Origin of the sequence: Staphylococcus sp. T93 (assembly GCF_016743875.1) — a bacterium.
Classification (GTDB): Bacteria; Bacillota; Bacilli; order Staphylococcales; family Staphylococcaceae; genus Staphylococcus; species Staphylococcus aureus.
The window spans coordinates 13,968-34,327 of record NZ_CP068247.1 but is presented as its reverse complement, the minus strand read 5'-3'; the positions used below and the strand labels follow the sequence as shown (position 1 = coordinate 34,327).

The following is a 20,360-nucleotide window of genomic DNA, read 5'->3' as shown; positions in this document are numbered from 1 at the left end:
ATTCTTAATTAACTTATCTATTTAACGTAAAAGTACACACTTATTGAACATAAATTTTTACATTATATAACTATAACAGAATATCCATTTCATTTCAAGCTTTTATACTTCTCAGAATGTAATATCCTTTATCTTTATTTACCACTTCTACATTTCCAAAAAGTTCATTCATTCTTTTCTTTGCAGATGGCATACCTTGCTTCTTCTGAATTACAACGAATAGTTCACCGTTCGAGTCTAATCTATGTAATGCTTGCTCGAATATACGATGCACGGTTTCTTTCCCTGCTCTTATTGGTGGATTGGTTAAAATAAAATCAAAACTTTTGTCTTCCACAGCAGACAAAGCATCACTTTCCTTTACGATCACATTATCAATACCATTTAATTTTTTGTTTTTTTCAACTAAGGCTAGCGCTCTGTGATTAACATCTAGCATTGTAATTGAATGATGTGGTGATACTTTAGCAATCATCAAACCAATTGGTCCGTAACCACAACCAACATCGGCAATTCGCTTACTTGGACCAGGTGGATGCGCTTTTAAAAAAGTTTGAACAAGAACATCTGAACCATAATCTACTTTATCTTTCGAAAACACTCCGTTATCAGTTATTAAATCAATTTTATGATGGTTTAATTGATATTGAATACGTTGTTCATTGCTAATTACACTTGGATCTTCATCGTAATAATGACTCATTATTCCACCTCATCTTCACTTTGTAACTCGTCATTATAATTATAACATTTCACTCAGTCTTTAAATGAATAAAACCCCGTTATCAAAATAACGGGGTTTTAACTTCTCAAAGAATCATTATATTATAGCAATACTTGCTATAAAACTTTGATTATTAAGTTTAAGATACTTGAATTATTTTAATTCTACAGTAGCTCCAACTTCTTCTAATTGTTCTTTAAGTTTTTCAGCTTCTTCTTTAGGTAAAGCTTCTTTGATTACTTTAGGAGCTCCGTCTACTAATTCTTTAGCATCTTTTAATCCTAAACCAGTTGCTTCTTTAACAGCTTTAACAACTTTGATTTTAGATGAACCAGCTGAAGTTAACTCAACGTCAAATTCAGTTTTTTCTGCTGCAGCGTCAGCGCCACCAGCTGCACCTGCTACTGCTACTGGAGCAGCTGCAGTTACACCAAATTCTTCTTCAATTGCTTTTACTAAGTCGTTTAATTCTAATACTGACATTTCTTTAATCGCTTCAATGATTTGTTCATGATTAGCCATTTTATAATTCCTCCATTATTTTTAATTTTTTTACGCTAAAAATTATTCAGCGTTTTCTTCTTTTTGTTCTCCAATAGCTTTAACCGCATAAGCGAAGTTGCGTACAGGAGCTTGTAATACTGATAAAAGCATAGATACAAGACCATCGTGTGAAGGTAATGAACCAACAGTTTTAACTTCTTCTGCTGTAATAACATTGCCTTCCATAACGCCTGATTTAATTTCTAATGCTTCATGATCTTTAGCAAATCCAGAAATTACTTTCGCTGCAGCTACAGCATCTTCACTTGAAGTTGCAATAGCAGTAGGACCTGTTAAGAATTCATCTAAGCCTTCGATACCAGCTTTTTCAGCTGCACGACGTACCATAGTGTTTTTGTATACTTTATACTCAACACCAGCTTCACGTAATTGTGAACGTAAGTCAGTAACTTCAGCTACTGTTAATCCACGGTAGTCAACGATTACTGTTGAAACTGAATTTGATAGTACCTCAGCAATTTCATCAACTAGTTGTTTTTTAGCTTCAATGATAGCAGACATTCAGACACCTCCATTTAAATTTTTGGTGCTTTTTTTAAAATTAATAAAAAAAGCACTTTCTACCCACGGCAAAAAGTGCTTGAAAGATCATAGATCATCACGTTCAAGTCAATTTTAGCCTCGGCAGGATAAATTTTAAGTTATAAATAACTCCTACTGTCTTAGGTAAAATAATCACAATAAGTAATATAACTTGGAAATTACTTATTGTCAATATATTTTTACAGACTGAAAGATATTTCTTTCAGCCTGTAATTGTTTATATCATTTATTATTTGAAACTTGCAGTATCAATTTTAACTCCAGGACCCATTGTTGTAGTTACAGCAACAGATTTGAAGTATGTACCTTTAGCAGATGATGGTTTAGCTTTAGCTAATACATCTTGTAAAGTATTGAAGTTTTCAATTAATTGTTCATCAGTAAATGAAACTTTACCAATTGATGCATGTACGATACCAGCTTTTTCAGCACGATATTCTACTTTACCAGCTTTGATTTCTTCAACAGCTTTTTTAACATCCATTGTTACAGTTCCAGTTTTAGGGTTTGGCATTAAACCTTTTGGTCCTAATACACGACCTAATTTACCAACTTCACCCATCATGTCTGGTGTAGCAACTACTACATCGAAGTCGAACCAACCTTGTTGGATTTTTTGAACGTATTCTGCTTCACCTACATAGTCAGCACCTGCTGCTTCAGCTTCAGCAATTTTGTCACCTTTAGCGAATACTAATACACTTTGTGATTTACCAGTTCCGTTTGGTAATACAACTGCACCACGGATTTGTTGGTCATTTTTACGTGTATCAATTCCTAAACGGAATGCAACTTCAACAGAAGCGTCAAAGTTAGCAATGCTTGTTTCTTTAGCTAATTTAATTGCTTCTTCAACACTGTAGTGCTGAGTACGGTCAACTTTACTAGCTGCTTCTTGATACTTTTTACCTTTTTTAGCCATTTATAGTTCCTCCTTTAGTGGTTTTAGCGGAATTTCCTCCCACATTACTTGCTATATGCAAGTTAAGAGCAGACAACAGAAGAATTAATCTTATGAATAAATCAATCATTAATCTAGTCATTCAGATTATATTTATAATTCATCATTATTATCTCTGTTATCTGCTTCATCGTTTAAATCATGTAATCAAATTTAATATTCGTAAAATTATTCTACAACGATACCCATACTACGTGCAGTACCTTCGATAATACGCATAGCTGCTTCTTCGTCAGCAGCGTTTAAGTCTTGCATTTTGCTGTTAGCAATTTCGCGTACTTGATCTTTAGTTACTGTAGCAACTTTAGTTTTGTTTGGTTCGCCTGAACCTTTTTCAATACCAGCTGCTTTTTTAAGTAATACTGGAGCCGGTGGAGTTTTTGTAATAAATGTAAATGAACGATCTTCATAAACACTGATTTCTACCGGAATAATTAAACCTGCTTGATCTTGAGTACGTGCATTGAACTCTTTACAGAATCCCATGATGTTCACACCTGCTTGACCTAATGCTGGACCAACTGGTGGTGCTGGATTCGCTTTACCTGCAGGAATTTGTAATTTAACAACTTTATCTACTTTTTTAGCCACGATGTGCACCTCCTTGATATCGTGATGTGGTCACAGGGCTCAGTTTTGCCCTCCCACTCTTAACATTTCGTGACGAAATGGGCGCTCTAAAAGCGCGACCACATAATTTTAACACTTTTCTAATTAAAAAATCAATACTCTTTTTTATCTTTTGGTTAGTTTAATAACTTTAATTGTTAATTAAAGCTTTTCTATTTGATCGAATTCAACTTCTACTGGTGTTTCTCGGCCAAACATATCTACTAATACTGTTAGCTTAAACTTATCTGTTTCAATTTCTTGAACTTCACCAACTTGATTCGCAAATGGACCTGATTTAATACGAACTTGCTCGCCAACTTCGAGTTCAACATCGATAGTCTTTTCTTTAAGACCCATTTGTTTTAAGATGAAGCGAACTTCTTCTGGTAACAATGGATTTGGCTTAGACCCTGCACCTGCAGAACCTACAAAACCAGTAACGCCTGGTGTATTTCTTACCACATACCATGATTCATCTGTCATGATTAATTCCACTAAAACATATCCAGGGAATGTTTTTTTAACAGTCGTTTTAGCTTTGCCATCTTTTACTTGAGTTTCTTCTTCTTCCGGTATGACTACTCTAAAGATTTGTTCAGTCATATTCATAGATTCTACTCTTTTTTCTAAATTCTTTTTAACTTTATTTTCATATCCAGAATATGTATGCACTGCATACCAACGCTTTGCGCCAACTTCTTCAGACATGTCTTCACTCCTCTAACCAAATAATAAATTTTTCAATGCTGTAATTCCTAAATCTAAGGCATAGAAAAAGACTAAGAAGAATATAACAGTAGAAACTACAATTACAGTATATTTAAATAGCTCTTCTTTCGTCGGCCAACTTGTTTTTTCCATTTCAGACTTAACGCCTTTAAAGAAACTTTCTTTTTTAGCCATCTGCTCAACCTCCAAATCCTTTGAACATATTATCAAAGTATTATTTCGAATGTATTTATTTCGATTCTTTATGAATTGTGTGCGCGTTACATTTTGGACAATATTTCTTTAAGGTTAATCTTGTTGCCGAGCCTTCTTGCTTAGGAACATTATAATTTCTATTGCCACAAGCTTCACAATTTAAAGGTATTTTTCTCACAATAATTCACCTTTATTCATTATAATACCAGTATACTATACATAAAATTTATAACAAATGTCAAACCATCAGTAAGTAACACGTTATAATTCAATTCACGTCCTAAGGCGCTTTTCAAATCATTTTGAAATAACGTTTTATTTTATTTTTACATCGTTGTATGGCATTATAAATCACTTTCTCTTTTACATGCATCAATTGAGCAATTTCTCTCGGCTTATATTGTTCACACATTAAATACATGACATCTTTTTCAAATGCACTCAAATACTTAAACTGACAAATCAACTCTTTAATTGCTAATTTATTCAAATAATTGTTTTCAACATCAAAACGCTTTATTGCACATGGATACGTAACTCTATATTCATTAATCAAATTATCCATTCTTTTATTTGTAGCTAAATATTTTCTCAAATAATCATACTTTACAGACGTAATTAAACATTGAACATAATTTGTGAAAGGCTGCTCTCCACTAAAATCAAATGTTTGGACCGACCTATACATCCGTATAAGTATTTCTTGATATAAGTCTTCTAAATCATAATGATTAAATCCAAATGTTTTGATGCGTCGAATAATTAATGGTTGTAGATCCATTACTAACTTTTCGAAGTCTTTATCATTTATTGCATTGTTACGTTTGATTGTACTGTCTTGAGTTGTCAAATCGTATTTCAAATATTAAACTAACCCCTTCTATCTAAAATTTAAGGTTAGTTTAATATTGTTACATTCAAAATTTCAAGATGACGGAAATGTCATTTCTTATGATGTCCTCTTCGTATTTTTTCAAATTCTGCAAGGATTTCAGAAGATAACGGAATTCGAGTTCTTGGCTTGTTTTCACTTATATCATCTAATGATTTACTCACATCAATTTCATTTTCTTTTAAATCTCTCCACATTTCGCGAGATGATATTCTATATGCACCTGATCCAAAGATAGCATGTTGCTCACTCATATCACTTGTTACAACTGTAATATGCTTAGTATGCTTGTCATAAAGTTCATAAACATAACGTTCTATGAAACTATCAGCTGTTTCTTTTTCCTTGGTAAAAATCGTTTTAACGCCATGATACATGTATTCTCTTTCAACACCCGATTGGTCATAAGCATCGAAAACACAAATAATTTCATCTGAAATAACTGCATTATAATTTGCAATTGCATCTATTAATTGCATTCTAGCTTCTTCTAAATTCTCTTTTGCAATGGCGCTTAGCGTTGGTGATTGTCCTATCATATTGTATCCATCAATGATTAAGTAACGTTCTTTCATTATATTTCTCCAACATCATGTCTTTTTCGAAATACTTCGTACATCATTAAACTTGCTGCAACCGAAGCATTCAAACTGTTTACATGTCCAACCATTGGAATCTTAATATAAAAATCGCATTTATCACTTACTAGGCGACTCATACCCTGTCCTTCGCTACCAATTACAATAGCCAATGACATGTCCGCTTCTAGATTTCTATAATCTGTTGCATTATTAGCTTCAGTGCCAGCTACCCAAAAGCCATTATCTTTTAGTTCATCGATAGTTTTAGCTAAATTTGTCACTCGAATAACTGGTACATGTTCAATTGCACCTGTTGAGGCTTTTGCAACTGTTTGCGTTAGTGTAACTGAACGACGTTTAGGAATAATAACACCATCAACTCCCGTTGCATCGGCTGTTCTTAAAATTGATCCCAAGTTATGTGGGTCTTCTAAGCCGTCTAATATAAGTACTGTCAATAAACCTTCTTTTTCTTTTTGCTGTTTTAAAAATTGATCGAAGTCAGCATATTCATATGGTGCAATAAGCGCTGCAACACCCTGATGTGGTGCATTTGCTAAAAAATCTAATTTAGATTTTGGTACAGTTTGAACAATGATTTTTTGATCTTTTGCATTTTTTAAAATTTCATTAATTTGTTGCTTTTTAATACCTTCTTGAATCAATATCTTATTTATCGGATGCCCAGTAATAATCGCTTCTCTAACAGCATGCCTACCAACAATAACCGTATCTTCCACATCGTCACTACCTTTCGTTTACTATTGTTATTATTTTATTTAATAATGCCTCTAATCGTTCTTCTCTTTTTTCTAAATAAAGAAAACCTATCACTGCTTCTATCGCTGAACTTTTACGATATGTTTGAACATCAGTGTTTTTAGCTTTAGTATGACTTTTCGCGTTACGCCCTCGCTTCAAAATATCCATTTCTTCGTCTGTAAACCATTCTTGCTCCATTAAATATTCTAACGTTTGCGCCTGACTTTTGGCAGATACATATTTTTTAGACATTTGATGTAGTTTATTAGGCTTACTTTTAAGCTTTAAAACGATATAGGTACGTACATATTGATCTAAGACTGCGTCTCCCATATATGCTAAGGTCAATGGATTCAATAATTTAATGTGATTATCTTGTTGATTATCCACGTTTAAATCTAACCCCTTGAGGTGTGTCTTCTAATATAATGTTTTGTGATTTCAGCATGTCTCGAATTTCATCTGCTCGTGCAAAATCTTTGTTTTTCCTTGCTTCATTACGCTCTTCGATTAATTTTTCAACATCTTCATCCAATAATTCATCTGCATTTTTAGATTTTAACGGTACACCTAAAACATCGCTGAAAATTTGATAAACTGCTTTAAATTTATCAATTACTTCTGTTGATGTTGTGTTCTCTAGTACATATTTATTCGCAAGTTTTGCTAAATCATACCAAGCTGTAATTGCATTAGCTGTATTAAAATCATCATTCATAACTGTTTCAAAACGATTTAAAATCGCATCAATTTGATCAATATATGTCTGTTGATTTTCAATATTAGTAGCAATTTGTGCGCGCTCTTCAATTAATTGATAACTATTGCGAATACGCTCTAGTCCACTACGTGCTGATTCTACCAATTCTAGATTATAGTTAATTGGGCTTCTATAATGTACGCTAATCATAAAGAATCTTAGTACATCTGGATCAACTTCTTTAATAATATCGTGAACTAAAATAAAGTTGCCTAGTGATTTACTCATTTTTTCATTATCAATATTAATGAAACCATTATGCATCCAATAATTAGCAAATGGCGCATGATTATGTGCTTCTGATTGTGCTATTTCATTTTCATGATGTGGAAATTGTAAATCTGAACCACCCGCATGTATATCAATTGTAGGTCCTAGCTCATGAAATGCCATTACAGAACATTCTATATGCCATCCTGGTCTACCTTCACCAAATGGGCTATCCCAACTAATCTCGCCAGGCTTCGCTTTTTTCCACAATGTAAAATCAAGTGCATCTTCTTTATGCTCTCCTGCATCTATACGAGCACCCACTTTTAAGTCATCTATGGATTGATGACTTAATTTACCATAACCTTCAAATTTACGTGTTCTAAAGTAAACATCGCCACCACTTTCATATGCATAACCTTGATCCACCAAATCTTTAATAAATTGAATAATGTCATCCATATGGTCCATTACCCTTGGATTTGAAGTCGCTTTTCTAACATTTAACGCACCAACATCTTCATGAAAAGCAGCGATATATTTTTCTGCAATTTCGGGAACAGACTGATTTAATTCTTGAGAACGTTTAATTAATTTATCATCTACGTCTGTAAAATTTGATACATATTCTACATTATATCCTTGGTATTCAAAGTAACGTCTCACTACGTCATAATTAATTGCTGGTCTTGCGTTACCAATATGAATGTAGTTATATACAGTAGGACCACATACATACATTTTTACTTTCCCTGGTTCTATAGGCTTGAACACTTCTTTTTGACGTGTAAGCGTATTATATAATGTAATCATCTTGAATCTCTCCATTCCTAGTCTTTTCAAGTTGTCGTTCTAAATGCTTAATTTGTTCATAAATTGGATCAGGTAGATGGCGATGATCAAATGTTTTTCCAACTCGAACACCATCTTGCTTAACAATATGTCCTGGTATACCAACAACCGTTGAATAACTTGGAACTGATTGTAAAACAACTGAATTTGCACCAATATTTACATTTGAATTTATTTTAATATTTCCTAAAACTTTCGCACCGGCTGCTATTAAAACATTGTCTCCTATATCTGGGTGTCTTTTCCCTCTTTCTTTCCCTGTCCCACCAAGTGTCACGCCTTGATAGATTGTCACATTATCACCAATTGTACATGTTTCTCCTATTACAACGCCCATACCATGATCTATAAATAGACGCTTTCCAATTTTAGCACCTGGATGGATTTCTATACCTGTGAAAAATCTTGAAATTTGAGATATCGCGCGTGCTGCAACATATTTTTTTTGGTTGTATAACTTATGTGCAATCAAATGACTCCAAACTGCATGTAAACCTGCATACGTTGTAATGACTTCTAATGTTGAACGTGCCGCTGGATCCTGCTCAAATACCATTTTTATATCGTCTCTCATTCTTTTTAACAAGATCATTTCCTCCTCAATGATTGAACTACGTAAATACATAATTGAAGTACCTGCGAAATTAAATATCAAAAAAGCACCACTAACATACAAATTGTATTGTTAGAGGCGCTTCCGCACGGTTCCACTCTGAATTTAGCGAATAACATTAATAATATTGCGGGCGCTTCCAAATTATCAAGGAAACTAAGTCAACTTAATGCTCATCACTCTCATTATATATTTAATTCATTTTACGAAGGTGCATTCATTAATTTCTACGTTGTACTCACAGCAACCGTACACTCTCTGCATCGTATAAATTTAATTACTAATCCTTCGTTTTATATAAAATACTTTATTCATATTGTTGTAATTTGTTAATACAACTTTATCATATGTGGTTACGTTATAAAATTCAAGTATATACTACCTTGATCTTGTCTATTTCATTACTTATATTGTTTTAAACGGTTTAGCACTTTTTCTTTACCAAGTACTTCAATTGTATTTGGTAATTCAGGACCATGCATTTGGCCTGTTACAGCAACACGAATAGGCATAAATAATTGCTTGCCTTTTATTCCTGTTTCTTTTTGAACTTCTTTAATTGTCTTTTTAATTTCAGCCGCTTCAAATGGTTCAAGTGCTTCTAATTTACTGAATAAGTGCGTCATTAACTCTGGTACTTGCTCTCCATTAATCACTTGTTGTTCTTCTTCACCAAGAGCTGGCATTTCTTTAAAGAACATTTCTGATAAAGGTACAATTTCACCGGCATAACTCATTTCTTTTTGATAAAGCGCAATTAATTTGCGTCCCCAAGATAAATCCTCTTCTGACGGCACCTCAGGAATCAAATTTGCTTTAATTAAATGAGGTAATGCTAATTGGAATACTGTTTCAGTATCTTTTTGTTTCATATATTGGTTATTAACCCATGCTAATTTTTGCTTATCGAAAAATGCTGGTGATTTTGACAAACGCTTTTCATCAAAGATTTTGATAAATTCTTCTTTAGAAAAGATTTCTTCTTCACCTTCAGGAGACCAACCTAATAACGCAATAAAATTAAATAACGCTTCAGGTAAATAACCTAAGTCACGATATTGCTCAATAAATTGTAAAATTTGCCCATCACGTTTACTTAACTTTTTACGTTCTTCATTAACAATTAATGACATATGACCAAAACGAGGTGGCTCCCAGCCAAATGCTTCATAAATCATAATTTGTTTAGGCGTGTTTGAAATATGATCATCACCACGAATTACATCTGAAATTTGCATGTAATGATCATCTATAGCTACTGCAAAATTGTACGTTGGAATGCCATCTTTTTTTACGATAACCCAGTCACCAATACCATTTGAATCAAATGAAATATTTCCTTTTACCATATCATCAAATGAATACGTTTGGTTTTGAGGTACTCGGAAACGAATTGATGGTTGGCGTCCTTCTGCTTCAAATTGTTGACGTTGTTCTTCAGTCAAATGCGCATGTTGACCACCATAGCGAGGCATTTCACCACGAGCGATTTGCGCTTCACGTTCAGCTTCTAATTCTTCTTCTGTCATATAGCATTTATATGCTTTATCTTCTGCTAGTAACTGATCTATTAATGGTTGGTAGATATGTTGACGTTCAGATTGACGATATGGTCCGTAGCCATTGTCTTTATCTACAGACTCATCCCAATCTAATCCTAACCATTTAAGATTATCAAATTGTGATGTTTCTCCATCTTCTAAATTACGTTTTTTATCAGTATCTTCAATTCGAATCACAAAATCTCCGTTGTAATGTTTAGCATACAAGTAATTGAATAATGCTGTTCTTGCATTACCAATATGAAGATACCCAGTTGGACTTGGTGCATATCTTACTCTTATACGATCGCTCATTTTTTTCACTCCTAAATTAAATATCAGATTTTCAAGTTAGTTCATATAAATTGTTCATTTGCTATCTTCGACCGTCATAACAAATGTCTAACTCGTCTTATTGTTAAAACGAAACAATGCTTTTTAACATGACCTTAAAATAATTTCATTGTTTAATCATAACATAATTCCCTGGGTAATATGCTTAAATTTTAAATAGAAAGCTGTTGTTTTTTCAACACTTTAAAAAAGCTATCCCTAAGAATCAAGACTGCACTACATAAACATTTCAACGACTTAAAAATGAATATTATGTACTGTGAAATTAAACTTCAAATTAACTATTCAAATACGTTAAAATTGATTCTAATTTTGTATGTCTTGATTGCTATAAGAATAACTTTATTAATATCTAAAATTTAACACTTAATGAACTTGTTTCAATGATATATTAGCACTATTTGTATTTTTTGATAACTAATATGTTTTGCATTTATTTATAGTTATACTTCAAATTACAAACTTCGCCATTTCATATACCTTTTAATATCTATTTTGTTTTCGTCAACTACAGTTTTTATAATGATACTGTATCTTCGATTTTTTTAGCAAAAACAATTCTTCCTGAAGATGTTTGCAATAAGCTGACTACTTCTAAATTGACATGACTGCCAATAAGATTTTTAGCATTATCAACAACTACCATCGTACCATCATCTAGATATCCTACTGCCTGACCAGGCTCCTTACCCATTTTTGTCAGTAAAATATGCAGTTGATCACCTTGATGTACATTAGGTTTGATTGCTTCTGATAAATCATTAACATTTAATGCTTTGATACCATGTACATGACAAACTTTATTTAGGTTGAAATCTGTCGTTATAATACTTGCATGATATTGTTTTGCTAATTTTAATAACATCGTATCAATATCACTATGTGTTTTAGTTGGATGTATAACCTTTGTAGGATAGTCTAAATCATACAATTCATTTAAAATATCTAAGCCTCTTTTACCCTTTTCACGTTTAACACTGTCATTTGAATCTGCAACAATTTGTAATTCATTAATAACACCTTGTGGAATTAAAATATTGCCATCGATAAAACCGCAACGAATGACTTCTAAAATACGACCATCAATAATTGCGCTTGTGTCGATAATTTTTGGCGTAGCACTTTTAGTATGTTGTGACATGGAACGCGCTATATTCTCAGGTAAAAACATTAACATTTCATCTCGTTTTTTAAGGCCAAATTGGAAACCGAAATAACATAGTAATATCGTAATTATGACAGGAATGAAATGATTAAAAATAGAGTTGCCAATTGATTCTAATATAAACGACACCATAACAGAAATAAGTAATCCGATTATTAAACCTATTGTTGCGAATAGTATTTCAACAGCACTTCTACGCATAATAAAATGTTCTAAACCTTTTATAGCGTTAGTAACTCGTCTAATAAATACACCAAAAATTAAGAACATAAAAATACTACCGATAATGCCATCTACATAGTGATTTTTTAAAAAGCTGGAGTTTTGTAATCCAAGATCATTTGCAATTTCAGGAATAATAATTATTCCTAATGCGCTCCCAATAATTAAGTAAATAATAATAACCATTAGTTTAACGATATTCACACAATGTCCTCCTTTCTTGATGTTTTATGAATGAAGAGCAAATGACAATACTTCATGTACAGTAGTTACACCTATTACTTGTATACCTTCAGGATATGTCCATCCGCCTATATTATTTTTAGGAATAATTACACGTTTGAAACCTAGTTTTGCAGCCTCTTGCACGCGTTGTTCTATCCGAGATACACGACGTACCTCACCCGTTAAACCAACTTCTCCAATATAGCAATCTAATCCGTCGACAGCTTTATCTTTAAAGCTAGATGCAGTTGCTACAATTACACTTAAATCAACTGCTGGCTCCGTTAACTTTACACCGCCAGCTACTTTGATATAAGCATCTTGTTGTTGTAATAGATAATTTTCTTTCTTTTCCAAAACAGCCATCAACAAACTTAATCGATTATGATCAATCCCTGTTGCCATTCGTCTCGGATTGTTAAAAGTCGTTGGAGTTACCAGCGCTTGAACTTCTATTAAAAGTGGTCTGGTTCCCTCCATGGTTGCAACAATTGTTGAACCTGGAACATTTGTTGAACGTTCTTCTAAAAACATTTCAGATGGATTATTTACACCTTTTAATCCACTTTGCTTCATTTCGAAGATTCCCATTTCATTCGTTGAACCAAAACGGTTTTTAACAGCTCGCAAAATTCGATATGCGTGGTGTTCATCGCCTTCAAAATAAAGCACAGTATCAACCATGTGTTCTAGCAATCTTGGGCCAGCAATTTGACCTTCTTTCGTTACATGACCCACTATAAAAGTTGCAATGTTCATTTGTTTAGCAATATTCATTAAACTTTGTGTACTTTCACGAACTTGTGAAACAGAACCTGGCGCAGAGCTGATTTCAGGATGATATATTGTTTGAATCGAATCCACTACTAATAAATCAGGTTGTTCTTCTTTTACTGTTTGATAAATAACTTCAAGATCTGTTTCAGCTAATACTTGCAATTCACTTGAATCTTCATCTAATCGCTCTGCACGTAATTTAGTCTGACTAAGCGATTCTTCTCCAGTAATATATAGTACTTTTTTCTTTTGAGATAACGATGCACAAATTTGTAAAAGTAACGTTGACTTACCAATACCTGGATCCCCACCAATAAGTACTAACGATCCGCTCACAATACCTCCACCTAATACACGGTTGAATTCTGCTGAATCTGTTAACACTCTCGGCGTTGTTTCATGTTTAATACTATTTAATTTTTGTACTTTACCTGCTAATTCCTTGGTTTTAACTCCATGTTTAGGATTGGCTGCTTTTTCAACAATTTCCTCCATTTGATTCCAAGCGCCACAATTAGGACATTTCCCCATCCATTTAGGAGATTGATAACCACAAGCCATACATTCAAAAATCACTTTTTTCTTGGCCAAAATTGCACCTCCACTTTCCTTTGAACAAATCTATTTTAAACGCACATTCCCATTATGACAAATTAAATGTGAGTTACATTTGTTTGTATTTTAACATGACTACTAACGCAAACTGTTTTACCAGATTTATTTTTTATGAATATTATAAAATAAACTTACATCATGTTGATAGTCGGTATCTTTCAAAGATAAAATCTTAATAATTTCTTAGTAAACTCTTTTCTCTAGATTTATCACAATATTATATAGACCTATTTTATTTTGACGTAAGTTGCTAGTATCTTCAAACAAAAAACCTTTATAAAAATTCATACCTTTATGCTATCGCTGTAGGCTCATTAACTTGTTACATATAATTCTTAACTATCCTTTGATGATTGTTTTATTAGATTGTTTCGTTGATGGATACTTTCACGAATTTCTATAGTTCAATGCTACTAAAAAAACAGCCCAAAACTTTAATTTGTTTTGGACTGTTTTATAATTATGCTTGCGATGGTGTTTTAGTTTCTGAAGTTTGTTCAGCAATGTCATATTTAAACTCTTTACCATCATGATCTACTGTAACTTTCTTACCTTCAATTTGATTACCATCTAATATTAATTCACTTAAATTATCTTCGATAGTTTTTTGTATCGCTCTAATTAATGGTCTTGCACCATATTCTGGATCATATCCTTCTTCTGCGATTTTGTCTTTCGCTTTATCAGTTACAATAATATTTATGTTTTGTTCAGATAATCGATTTGTTAATTTATTAACCATCATTGTTACAATTTCTTTTAATTCTTCTTTTGTTAGTTTATGGAATACAATGATATCATCTACACGGTTTAAAAATTCTGGACGGAATGAATTTTTTAATTCTTTTAACATCGTTTTTCGAATTGTTTCATAATCTTGTCCATCACTTGAACCACCGAATCCAGCAAATCGTTGATCTTGTAATTCTTGTGCCCCAACGTTTGATGTCATTATGATAATTGTATTTCTGAAATCAACTGTACGTCCTTTTGTATCTGTCAAATGTCCATCATCTAAAACTTGTAATAGAATATTAAATACATCTGGATGAGCTTTTTCAATTTCATCAAATAAAATTACAGAATATGGTTTACGTCTAACTTTTTCAGTTAATTGTCCACCATCATCATGACCAACATATCCTGGAGGAGCACCAACTAATCGGCTCACTGCGTGTTTTTCCATAAATTCACTCATGTCTACACGGATCATCGCATCATCATCGCCAAACATTGATTCAGCTAAAGCTCTAGCTAATTCAGTTTTACCAACACCAGTTGGTCCAAGGAAGATAAAGCTACCAATTGGTCGTTTAGGATCTTTTAACCCTGCACGGGCACGTCTAACCGCTTTACTGATTGAATTAACAGCATCTTTTTGCCCAATAACTCTCTCATGTAATGTATCTTCTAGACTAAGAAGTTTTTCAGATTCTGTTTCATTGATTTTAGTTAATGGGATACCTGTCCATCCTGCAATAACTTCAGCAATATCTTCTTCTGACAATGAAGTTGACATGCCATTTTGTGCATTCTTCCATTCATTTTTAGCTTCTTCATATTGCTTTTCAAGTTTTGTTTGTTTATCACGCAGGTTAGCAGCATTTTCAAACTCTTGAGCATGTACTGCGGCATCTTTTTCATTTTTAACTTTTTCAATTTCTTGTTCAATTTCTTTTAAATTATTAGGTGTCGTATGACTCTTAAGTCTTACTTTAGAACTTGCTTCATCAATTAAATCAATTGCTTTATCTGGTAAGAAACGATCTGAAACGTATCTGTTACTTAATTTAACAGCTGCTTCAATAGCTTCGTCTGAAATATTAATACGATGGTGTGCTTCGTAACGATCTCTTAATCCTTTTAAAATAGCAACTGTATCTACTACTGAAGGTTCATCAACTTGTACAGGTTGGAAACGACGTTCTAAAGCCGCGTCTTTTTCAATATTTTTGCGATATTCATCTAATGTAGTAGCACCAATACATTGTAATTCACCACGTGCTAATGCCGGCTTCAAAATATTCGAAGCATCGATAGCACCTTCAGCACCACCAGCACCAACTAAAGTATGCAACTCATCAATAAATAGGATGACATTACCTGCTTGTTGGATTTCTTCCATAACCTTTTTCAGACGCTCTTCAAATTCACCACGATATTTAGTACCTGCAACTACTGTTCCCATATCTAAAGACATAACACGCTTATCTTTTAATGTCTCTGGTACCTCATTATTCACTATGGCTTGCGCTAAACCTTCAGCAATAGCAGTTTTACCAACACCTGGCTCTCCAATAAGCACAGGATTGTTTTTCGTACGTCTACTTAATACTTCAATTACACGTGTAATTTCTTTATCACGTCCTATAACAGGATCTAATGTACCGTCTTTGGCAATGACTGTTAAGTCACGAGCTAAACTATCTAAAGTTGGAGTATTATTTGACTTACTAGCTTGTGCATTTTTATTACTCATTTCAGGGTTTCCTAAAGCTTTCACAACTTGTGCACGTGCTTTAGTAATATTTAAATCTAGATTTGCAAAAACTCTTGCTGCAACACCTTCATTTTCACGAATCAAGCCTAATAAAATATGTTCCGTTCCAACAAAATTGTGATGTAATTTTCTAGCTTCATCCATCGATAATTCAATGACTTTTTTAGCTCTAGGTGTATAATGCAATGTACCAACATGATCTTGACCATGTCCGATTAATTTTTCAACTTCTTCAATTACTTTATCTTCAGTGATATTAAAACTTTCTAATACTTTTGCAGCAATTCCTTCAGGTTCTTTCATTAACCCCAATAATAGGTGTTCTGTTCCTATATTTGAATGATTTAAACGAATTGCTTCTTCTTGGGCATGTGCTAATACGCGCTGTGCACGCTCAGTTAATCTACCAAATAACATAAATAATGACCTCCTACTTTATATGTTCTCTTAGTATATCTGCTCGTTTTTCTTTTACAGATTTGTCATCTTCTTCATCTAATAAAAATGGTGACTGTATAGCTACCATCAATTCATTAAATTTAAAGTTTTGTAATTCAATGTAATTTAAATCTATACCAAGTTTAACTTCGCTTAATCTATAAGAAGCCTCTTCCATAGTTATCATTCTACAGTTTTGTAAAATACCTAGCGAGCGAAAAACACGGTCTTGTGTTTCTAATTGATTATAAGTGTCTAACTTTTGTCGTATTTGTTTTTCTTCATGAATGATTTGATTAACAACTTCTGTTAATGTTTCTATGATTTCTAACTCAGATTTACCAAGTGTAAGTTGGTTGGATACTTGATAAGTATGTCCATAAACTTGCGAACCTTCACCGTAAATACCTCTGATTGTATATCCAAAACGATTAATGGTTTGAGCAATCCGTGTCATTCTTTTCATAATAGATAGACCTGGCAAATGTAGCATCACGCTTGCTCTCATACCAGTACCTATATTGGTAGGACATGTAGTTAAATAACCAAGTTGTTCATCATAACTTATATCAAGGCTTCGATCTAATTCATCATCAATTGATGAAGCTTGATTATATAAAGCCTGTAATGTCGTGTCAGTTCCCATAGCTTGAATACGAATATGGTCCTCTTCATTTATCATGACACTTAAAGATTCATCGTCATTCACTAATACTGCGGCTGCTGGTTGTTTTATTAGTTCAGGACTAATCAAATGCTTTGCAACCATTTTCATTTTACTTTGTTGATCCATTTGATCAAGACGCATTAATTCAAAGTTTGGCAAGGCATCTTGTACCTCATTTATAACTCTAAATCCATCATTTTCAGTAGCATACATTAGTGGATGCACATGATTTTCTAAATTACGCGCTAACCGAATTCTAGAAGACATAACAATTGGTGTTTCTTCATTACTTTTCATCCATTGGCTGATATTATCATGAATATTATGCGTCATCATGTTGCACCTCACTCTCAGCTTTTAGTGCTTTAATTTCATCTCTAACAATGGCTGCTTCCTCAAAATCTTGGATTTCAATAAGTTTTTTCAAATATTCATTCTTTTCTTCGATTTTTCGCTTTAAAGCTATCTTTTTATGTGAAGAATGTGGTGTCTTTCCAACGTGCTCAAATTGTCCACCTTGAACTCTGCGGACGATATCAATGATGTCATCTTTAAATGTTGCATAACAATTAGCACACCCAAATTTACCAACATGTGCAATATCTTTCAAAGTCATATGACATGATGGGCAACGTTTTTCTTCTTTAAACGCTACTTCTTGAAAATTAATTCCATGTTTCGTAGCTAAATGTTGTAAAATTTGCTTAACAACAAATGCTTCTTCGAAATTATCTTGATGTTCTTGATATTCAGGTTGTTCATTAGCTTGATTCCACGGATGGTGCCCCTCAGCACAAGTTTGACACACCATTTTTTCTTCTGTTTTATTTTTACTTGTAACTTTAACTTTTAATTCCGCTTCATTAAGTTGACAATTTTCACAAAGCACTTCAACACCTCATTTCATTTAGTAATAATTTATAACTGGTAACAAACGTTTTAAAATATTTGCTCTAATAATATCTCTAGAAACCATATCCATTGATAGCGTTTCTCTATCAATAACTGCTTGAATCATTTTAGCTTCACGTTCATTTATTAACATTTTATCTAAAAGCCCATCAATAATATAATAAGCTTGTTGTTGAGAAATAGAAGGTCCAATCAGCTGAAGCAAATGATTAATATAACCTGTTGCATCTTTATTTTCAATTTTAGTGATTCGGATGTAACCACCACCACCACGTTTACTTTCGATTTCATAACCATGTTCATTAGTGAATCGTGTTTTGATTACATAATTTAATTGTGATGGTACGCAATCAAAACGCTGTGCGATATTCGCTCTCTGAATTTCAACGACATCTTCATTCGACTCTTCAAATAAACGTTTGATGTATTGTTCTATGATGTCAGACATATTGTGCATGTATATCACCCCTTTTTGACCTTCTTTGACTATATTATATGACCTATTTTGACCTTTTTCAATTAATTTGTTTTTATATTTTCAAAAATTTATGATGTTAGCCCTTCCATTTTATTGTATGATAGATTGTAGAAAAAACTAAAGGAATGAGAAATATATGCATATTCTAATTGGGATTATCGGAATTATCTTCTTTTTAGCACTTGCGTTTCTATTTAGCTCAGACAGGAAAAATATTCGCTGGAAATATGTAGGAATTTTACTTGCAATTCAGCTTATCTTTGCATTTATCTTGCTTAAAACTACAATGGGAATCAAGGTTATTGGTGGTATTTCAAACGGTTTTAACTACTTATTATTAAAAGCAGCAGATGGTGTTAACTTTGTATTCGGTGGTATTCAATATATCGATCCTAAGCAACCACCATTCTTCTTCAGTGTATTATTACCTATCGTATTTATTTCAGCGATTATCGGTATCCTTCAATACACAAAGATTTTACCTTTAATCATTAATGTTTTAGGATTCTTAATTTCTAAAATTAATGGTATGGGACGTTTAGAATCATACAATGCAGTTGCTGCAGCAATTTTGGGACAATCTGAAGTATTTATTTCAATTAAAAAACAATTACCATACATACCTAAGCAACGTTTATACACATTAACAGCTTCAGCAATGTCGACTGTTTCTGCTTCAATTATCGGTGCATACTTTACCTTAATTGAACCTAAATATGTTGTAACGGCTGTTGTCTTAAACTTATTTGGTGGTTTCATCATCGCTTCAATTATTAACCCTTATAAAGTTAATGAAGAAGATGACAAATTATTAGTTGAAGAAACTGAAGAAAGACAACAATCATTCTTCGAAATGCTAGGAGAATATATTTTAGATGGATTTAAAGTAGCTGTCATTGTAGGCGCAATGTTAATCGGATACATTGCCATTATCGCTCTATTAAATGGAATTGTAAGCAATATCTTTAGTACAGTTTCAGGTGGCGCTATTTCTTGGGATTTCCAAACATTAATTGGTTTTGTCTTTGCACCATTTGCATTCTTAGTCGGTGTGCCATGGCAAGATGCAGTTCAAGCCGGTTCAGTTATGGCGACAAAACTATTATCTAACGAATTTGTAGCAATGCAAGCACTTGGTAAACTTAGTGATTTATCTGAACACGCAAAAGGTGTTACATCTGTATTCTTAGTATCATTTGCTAACTTTAGCTCTATCGGTATTATTTCAGGTGCGATTAAATCACTTAATGACAAAAAAGGAGATACAGTTGCCCGCTTTGGTTTGAAATTATTATTCGGTGCAACACTAGTATCTTTCATTTCAGCTGCAATCGCTGGATTCTTTATTTAACAAATACATCAACATCGAATTAACCCCTTCAAAATTTTGACTATTCTCAGTCTCTTTGAAGGGTTTTTTTCTTATGTATAGCTTTATTTTTTATCATTTTTAATTTTGACATAAAAA

General features: G+C 33.0%; 22 protein-coding genes and 1 other annotated feature. Of the genes, 1 reads left to right on the top strand and 21 read right to left on the bottom strand.

The features are described 5' to 3' along the window. Window positions 1–94: 94 nt before the first annotated feature. From JG553_RS00160 to JG553_RS00060, 21 genes are all read right to left on the bottom strand, one after another. A complete protein-coding gene (locus JG553_RS00160) occupies window positions 95–703 on the bottom strand; it encodes a class I SAM-dependent methyltransferase (RefSeq protein ID WP_000020304.1) in 609 nt (202 codons plus the stop codon). 174 nt (window positions 704–877) lie between these two features. Next, the gene (gene rplL / locus JG553_RS00155) at window positions 878–1,246 is read right to left on the bottom strand and encodes a 50S ribosomal protein L7/L12 (RefSeq protein ID WP_001273586.1); all 369 of its coding nucleotides are present in this window, start codon (window positions 1,244–1,246) and stop codon (window positions 878–880) included. 42 nt (window positions 1,247–1,288) lie between these two features. Beyond that, entirely contained in the window at window positions 1,289–1,789 is a 501-nt protein-coding gene (gene rplJ / locus JG553_RS00150; RefSeq protein ID WP_001273085.1) for a 50S ribosomal protein L10, read from the bottom strand. A 37-nt stretch (window positions 1,790–1,826) separates the two neighbouring features. Further along, window positions 1,827–1,973: a sequence feature (ribosomal protein L10 leader region), on the bottom strand. 87 nt (window positions 1,974–2,060) lie between these two features. After that, window positions 2,061–2,753, bottom strand: a complete 693-nt coding sequence (gene rplA / locus JG553_RS00145; protein ID WP_001074619.1) for a 50S ribosomal protein L1 — start codon at window positions 2,751–2,753, stop codon at window positions 2,061–2,063. Between the two features lie 207 nt (window positions 2,754–2,960). Continuing rightward, on the bottom strand, window positions 2,961–3,383 hold the full coding sequence (rplK, locus tag JG553_RS00140) for a 50S ribosomal protein L11 (protein WP_001085792.1): 423 nt from the start codon (window positions 3,381–3,383) through the stop codon (window positions 2,961–2,963). 180 nt (window positions 3,384–3,563) lie between these two features. Beyond that, entirely contained in the window at window positions 3,564–4,112 is a 549-nt protein-coding gene (gene nusG, locus JG553_RS00135; RefSeq protein WP_001288302.1) for a transcription termination/antitermination protein NusG, read from the bottom strand. Window positions 4,113–4,124: 12 nt separating this feature from the next. After that, window positions 4,125–4,307 (bottom strand): preprotein translocase subunit SecE, encoded by a 183-nt coding sequence (secE, locus tag JG553_RS00130; protein WP_001074473.1) that lies wholly within the window; start codon window positions 4,305–4,307, stop codon window positions 4,125–4,127. A 55-nt stretch (window positions 4,308–4,362) separates the two neighbouring features. Further along, window positions 4,363–4,506 (bottom strand): 50S ribosomal protein L33, encoded by a 144-nt coding sequence (gene rpmG, locus JG553_RS00125; RefSeq protein ID WP_001788193.1) that lies wholly within the window; start codon window positions 4,504–4,506, stop codon window positions 4,363–4,365. Window positions 4,507–4,620: 114 nt separating this feature from the next. Then, on the bottom strand, window positions 4,621–5,190 hold the full coding sequence (locus JG553_RS00120; RefSeq protein ID WP_000872873.1) for a sigma-70 family RNA polymerase sigma factor: 570 nt from the start codon (window positions 5,188–5,190) through the stop codon (window positions 4,621–4,623). A gap of 80 nt (window positions 5,191–5,270) precedes the next feature. After that, window positions 5,271–5,795 (bottom strand): NYN domain-containing protein, encoded by a 525-nt coding sequence (locus JG553_RS00115; protein WP_000664738.1) that lies wholly within the window; start codon window positions 5,793–5,795, stop codon window positions 5,271–5,273. Beyond that, window positions 5,795–6,541 (bottom strand): 23S rRNA (guanosine(2251)-2'-O)-methyltransferase RlmB, encoded by a 747-nt coding sequence (rlmB, locus tag JG553_RS00110; RefSeq protein ID WP_000390328.1) that lies wholly within the window; start codon window positions 6,539–6,541, stop codon window positions 5,795–5,797. Before rlmB ends, JG553_RS00115 begins: the two co-directional genes overlap by 1 nt. A 7-nt stretch (window positions 6,542–6,548) precedes the next feature. Beyond that, the gene (locus JG553_RS00105) at window positions 6,549–6,953 is read right to left on the bottom strand and encodes a Mini-ribonuclease 3 (protein WP_000370182.1); all 405 of its coding nucleotides are present in this window, start codon (window positions 6,951–6,953) and stop codon (window positions 6,549–6,551) included. Continuing rightward, the gene (gene cysS / locus JG553_RS00100) at window positions 6,946–8,346 is read right to left on the bottom strand and encodes a cysteine--tRNA ligase (protein WP_000631963.1); all 1,401 of its coding nucleotides are present in this window, start codon (window positions 8,344–8,346) and stop codon (window positions 6,946–6,948) included. Before cysS ends, JG553_RS00105 begins: the two co-directional genes overlap by 8 nt. Continuing rightward, window positions 8,330–8,977, bottom strand: coding sequence for a serine O-acetyltransferase (gene cysE / locus JG553_RS00095; protein ID WP_001805237.1), 648 nt, complete (start codon window positions 8,975–8,977; stop codon window positions 8,330–8,332). Before cysE ends, cysS begins: the two co-directional genes overlap by 17 nt. A 422-nt stretch (window positions 8,978–9,399) precedes the next feature. Further along, window positions 9,400–10,854, bottom strand: coding sequence for a glutamate--tRNA ligase (gltX, locus tag JG553_RS00090; protein ID WP_001283792.1), 1,455 nt, complete (start codon window positions 10,852–10,854; stop codon window positions 9,400–9,402). A gap of 556 nt (window positions 10,855–11,410) precedes the next feature. Next, entirely contained in the window at window positions 11,411–12,484 is a 1,074-nt protein-coding gene (locus JG553_RS00085; RefSeq protein WP_001028376.1) for a PIN/TRAM domain-containing protein, read from the bottom strand. Between the two features lie 24 nt (window positions 12,485–12,508). Beyond that, window positions 12,509–13,873 (bottom strand): DNA repair protein RadA, encoded by a 1,365-nt coding sequence (radA, locus tag JG553_RS00080; protein ID WP_001085220.1) that lies wholly within the window; start codon window positions 13,871–13,873, stop codon window positions 12,509–12,511. Window positions 13,874–14,357: 484 nt separating this feature from the next. Continuing rightward, a complete protein-coding gene (locus tag JG553_RS00075) occupies window positions 14,358–16,814 on the bottom strand; it encodes an ATP-dependent Clp protease ATP-binding subunit (protein WP_000897132.1) in 2,457 nt (818 codons plus the stop codon). 13 nt (window positions 16,815–16,827) lie between these two features. Then, entirely contained in the window at window positions 16,828–17,835 is a 1,008-nt protein-coding gene (locus JG553_RS00070) for a protein arginine kinase (protein WP_000149503.1), read from the bottom strand. Then, a complete protein-coding gene (locus JG553_RS00065) occupies window positions 17,825–18,391 on the bottom strand; it encodes a UvrB/UvrC motif-containing protein (protein WP_000882069.1) in 567 nt (188 codons plus the stop codon). Before JG553_RS00065 ends, JG553_RS00070 begins: the two co-directional genes overlap by 11 nt. A gap of 18 nt (window positions 18,392–18,409) precedes the next feature. Further along, window positions 18,410–18,871: a CtsR family transcriptional regulator gene (locus JG553_RS00060; protein ID WP_000551762.1), complete on the bottom strand. Its 462-nt coding sequence runs from the start codon at window positions 18,869–18,871 to the stop codon at window positions 18,410–18,412. 157 nt (window positions 18,872–19,028) lie between these two features. On the opposite strand from JG553_RS00060, the gene JG553_RS00055 reads away from it, so the two are divergent. Further along, complete coding sequence (locus JG553_RS00055; protein WP_000547794.1) at window positions 19,029–20,243, top strand: NupC/NupG family nucleoside CNT transporter; 1,215 nt, start codon at window positions 19,029–19,031, stop codon at window positions 20,241–20,243. The last annotated feature ends 117 nt before the right edge of the window (window positions 20,244–20,360 follow it).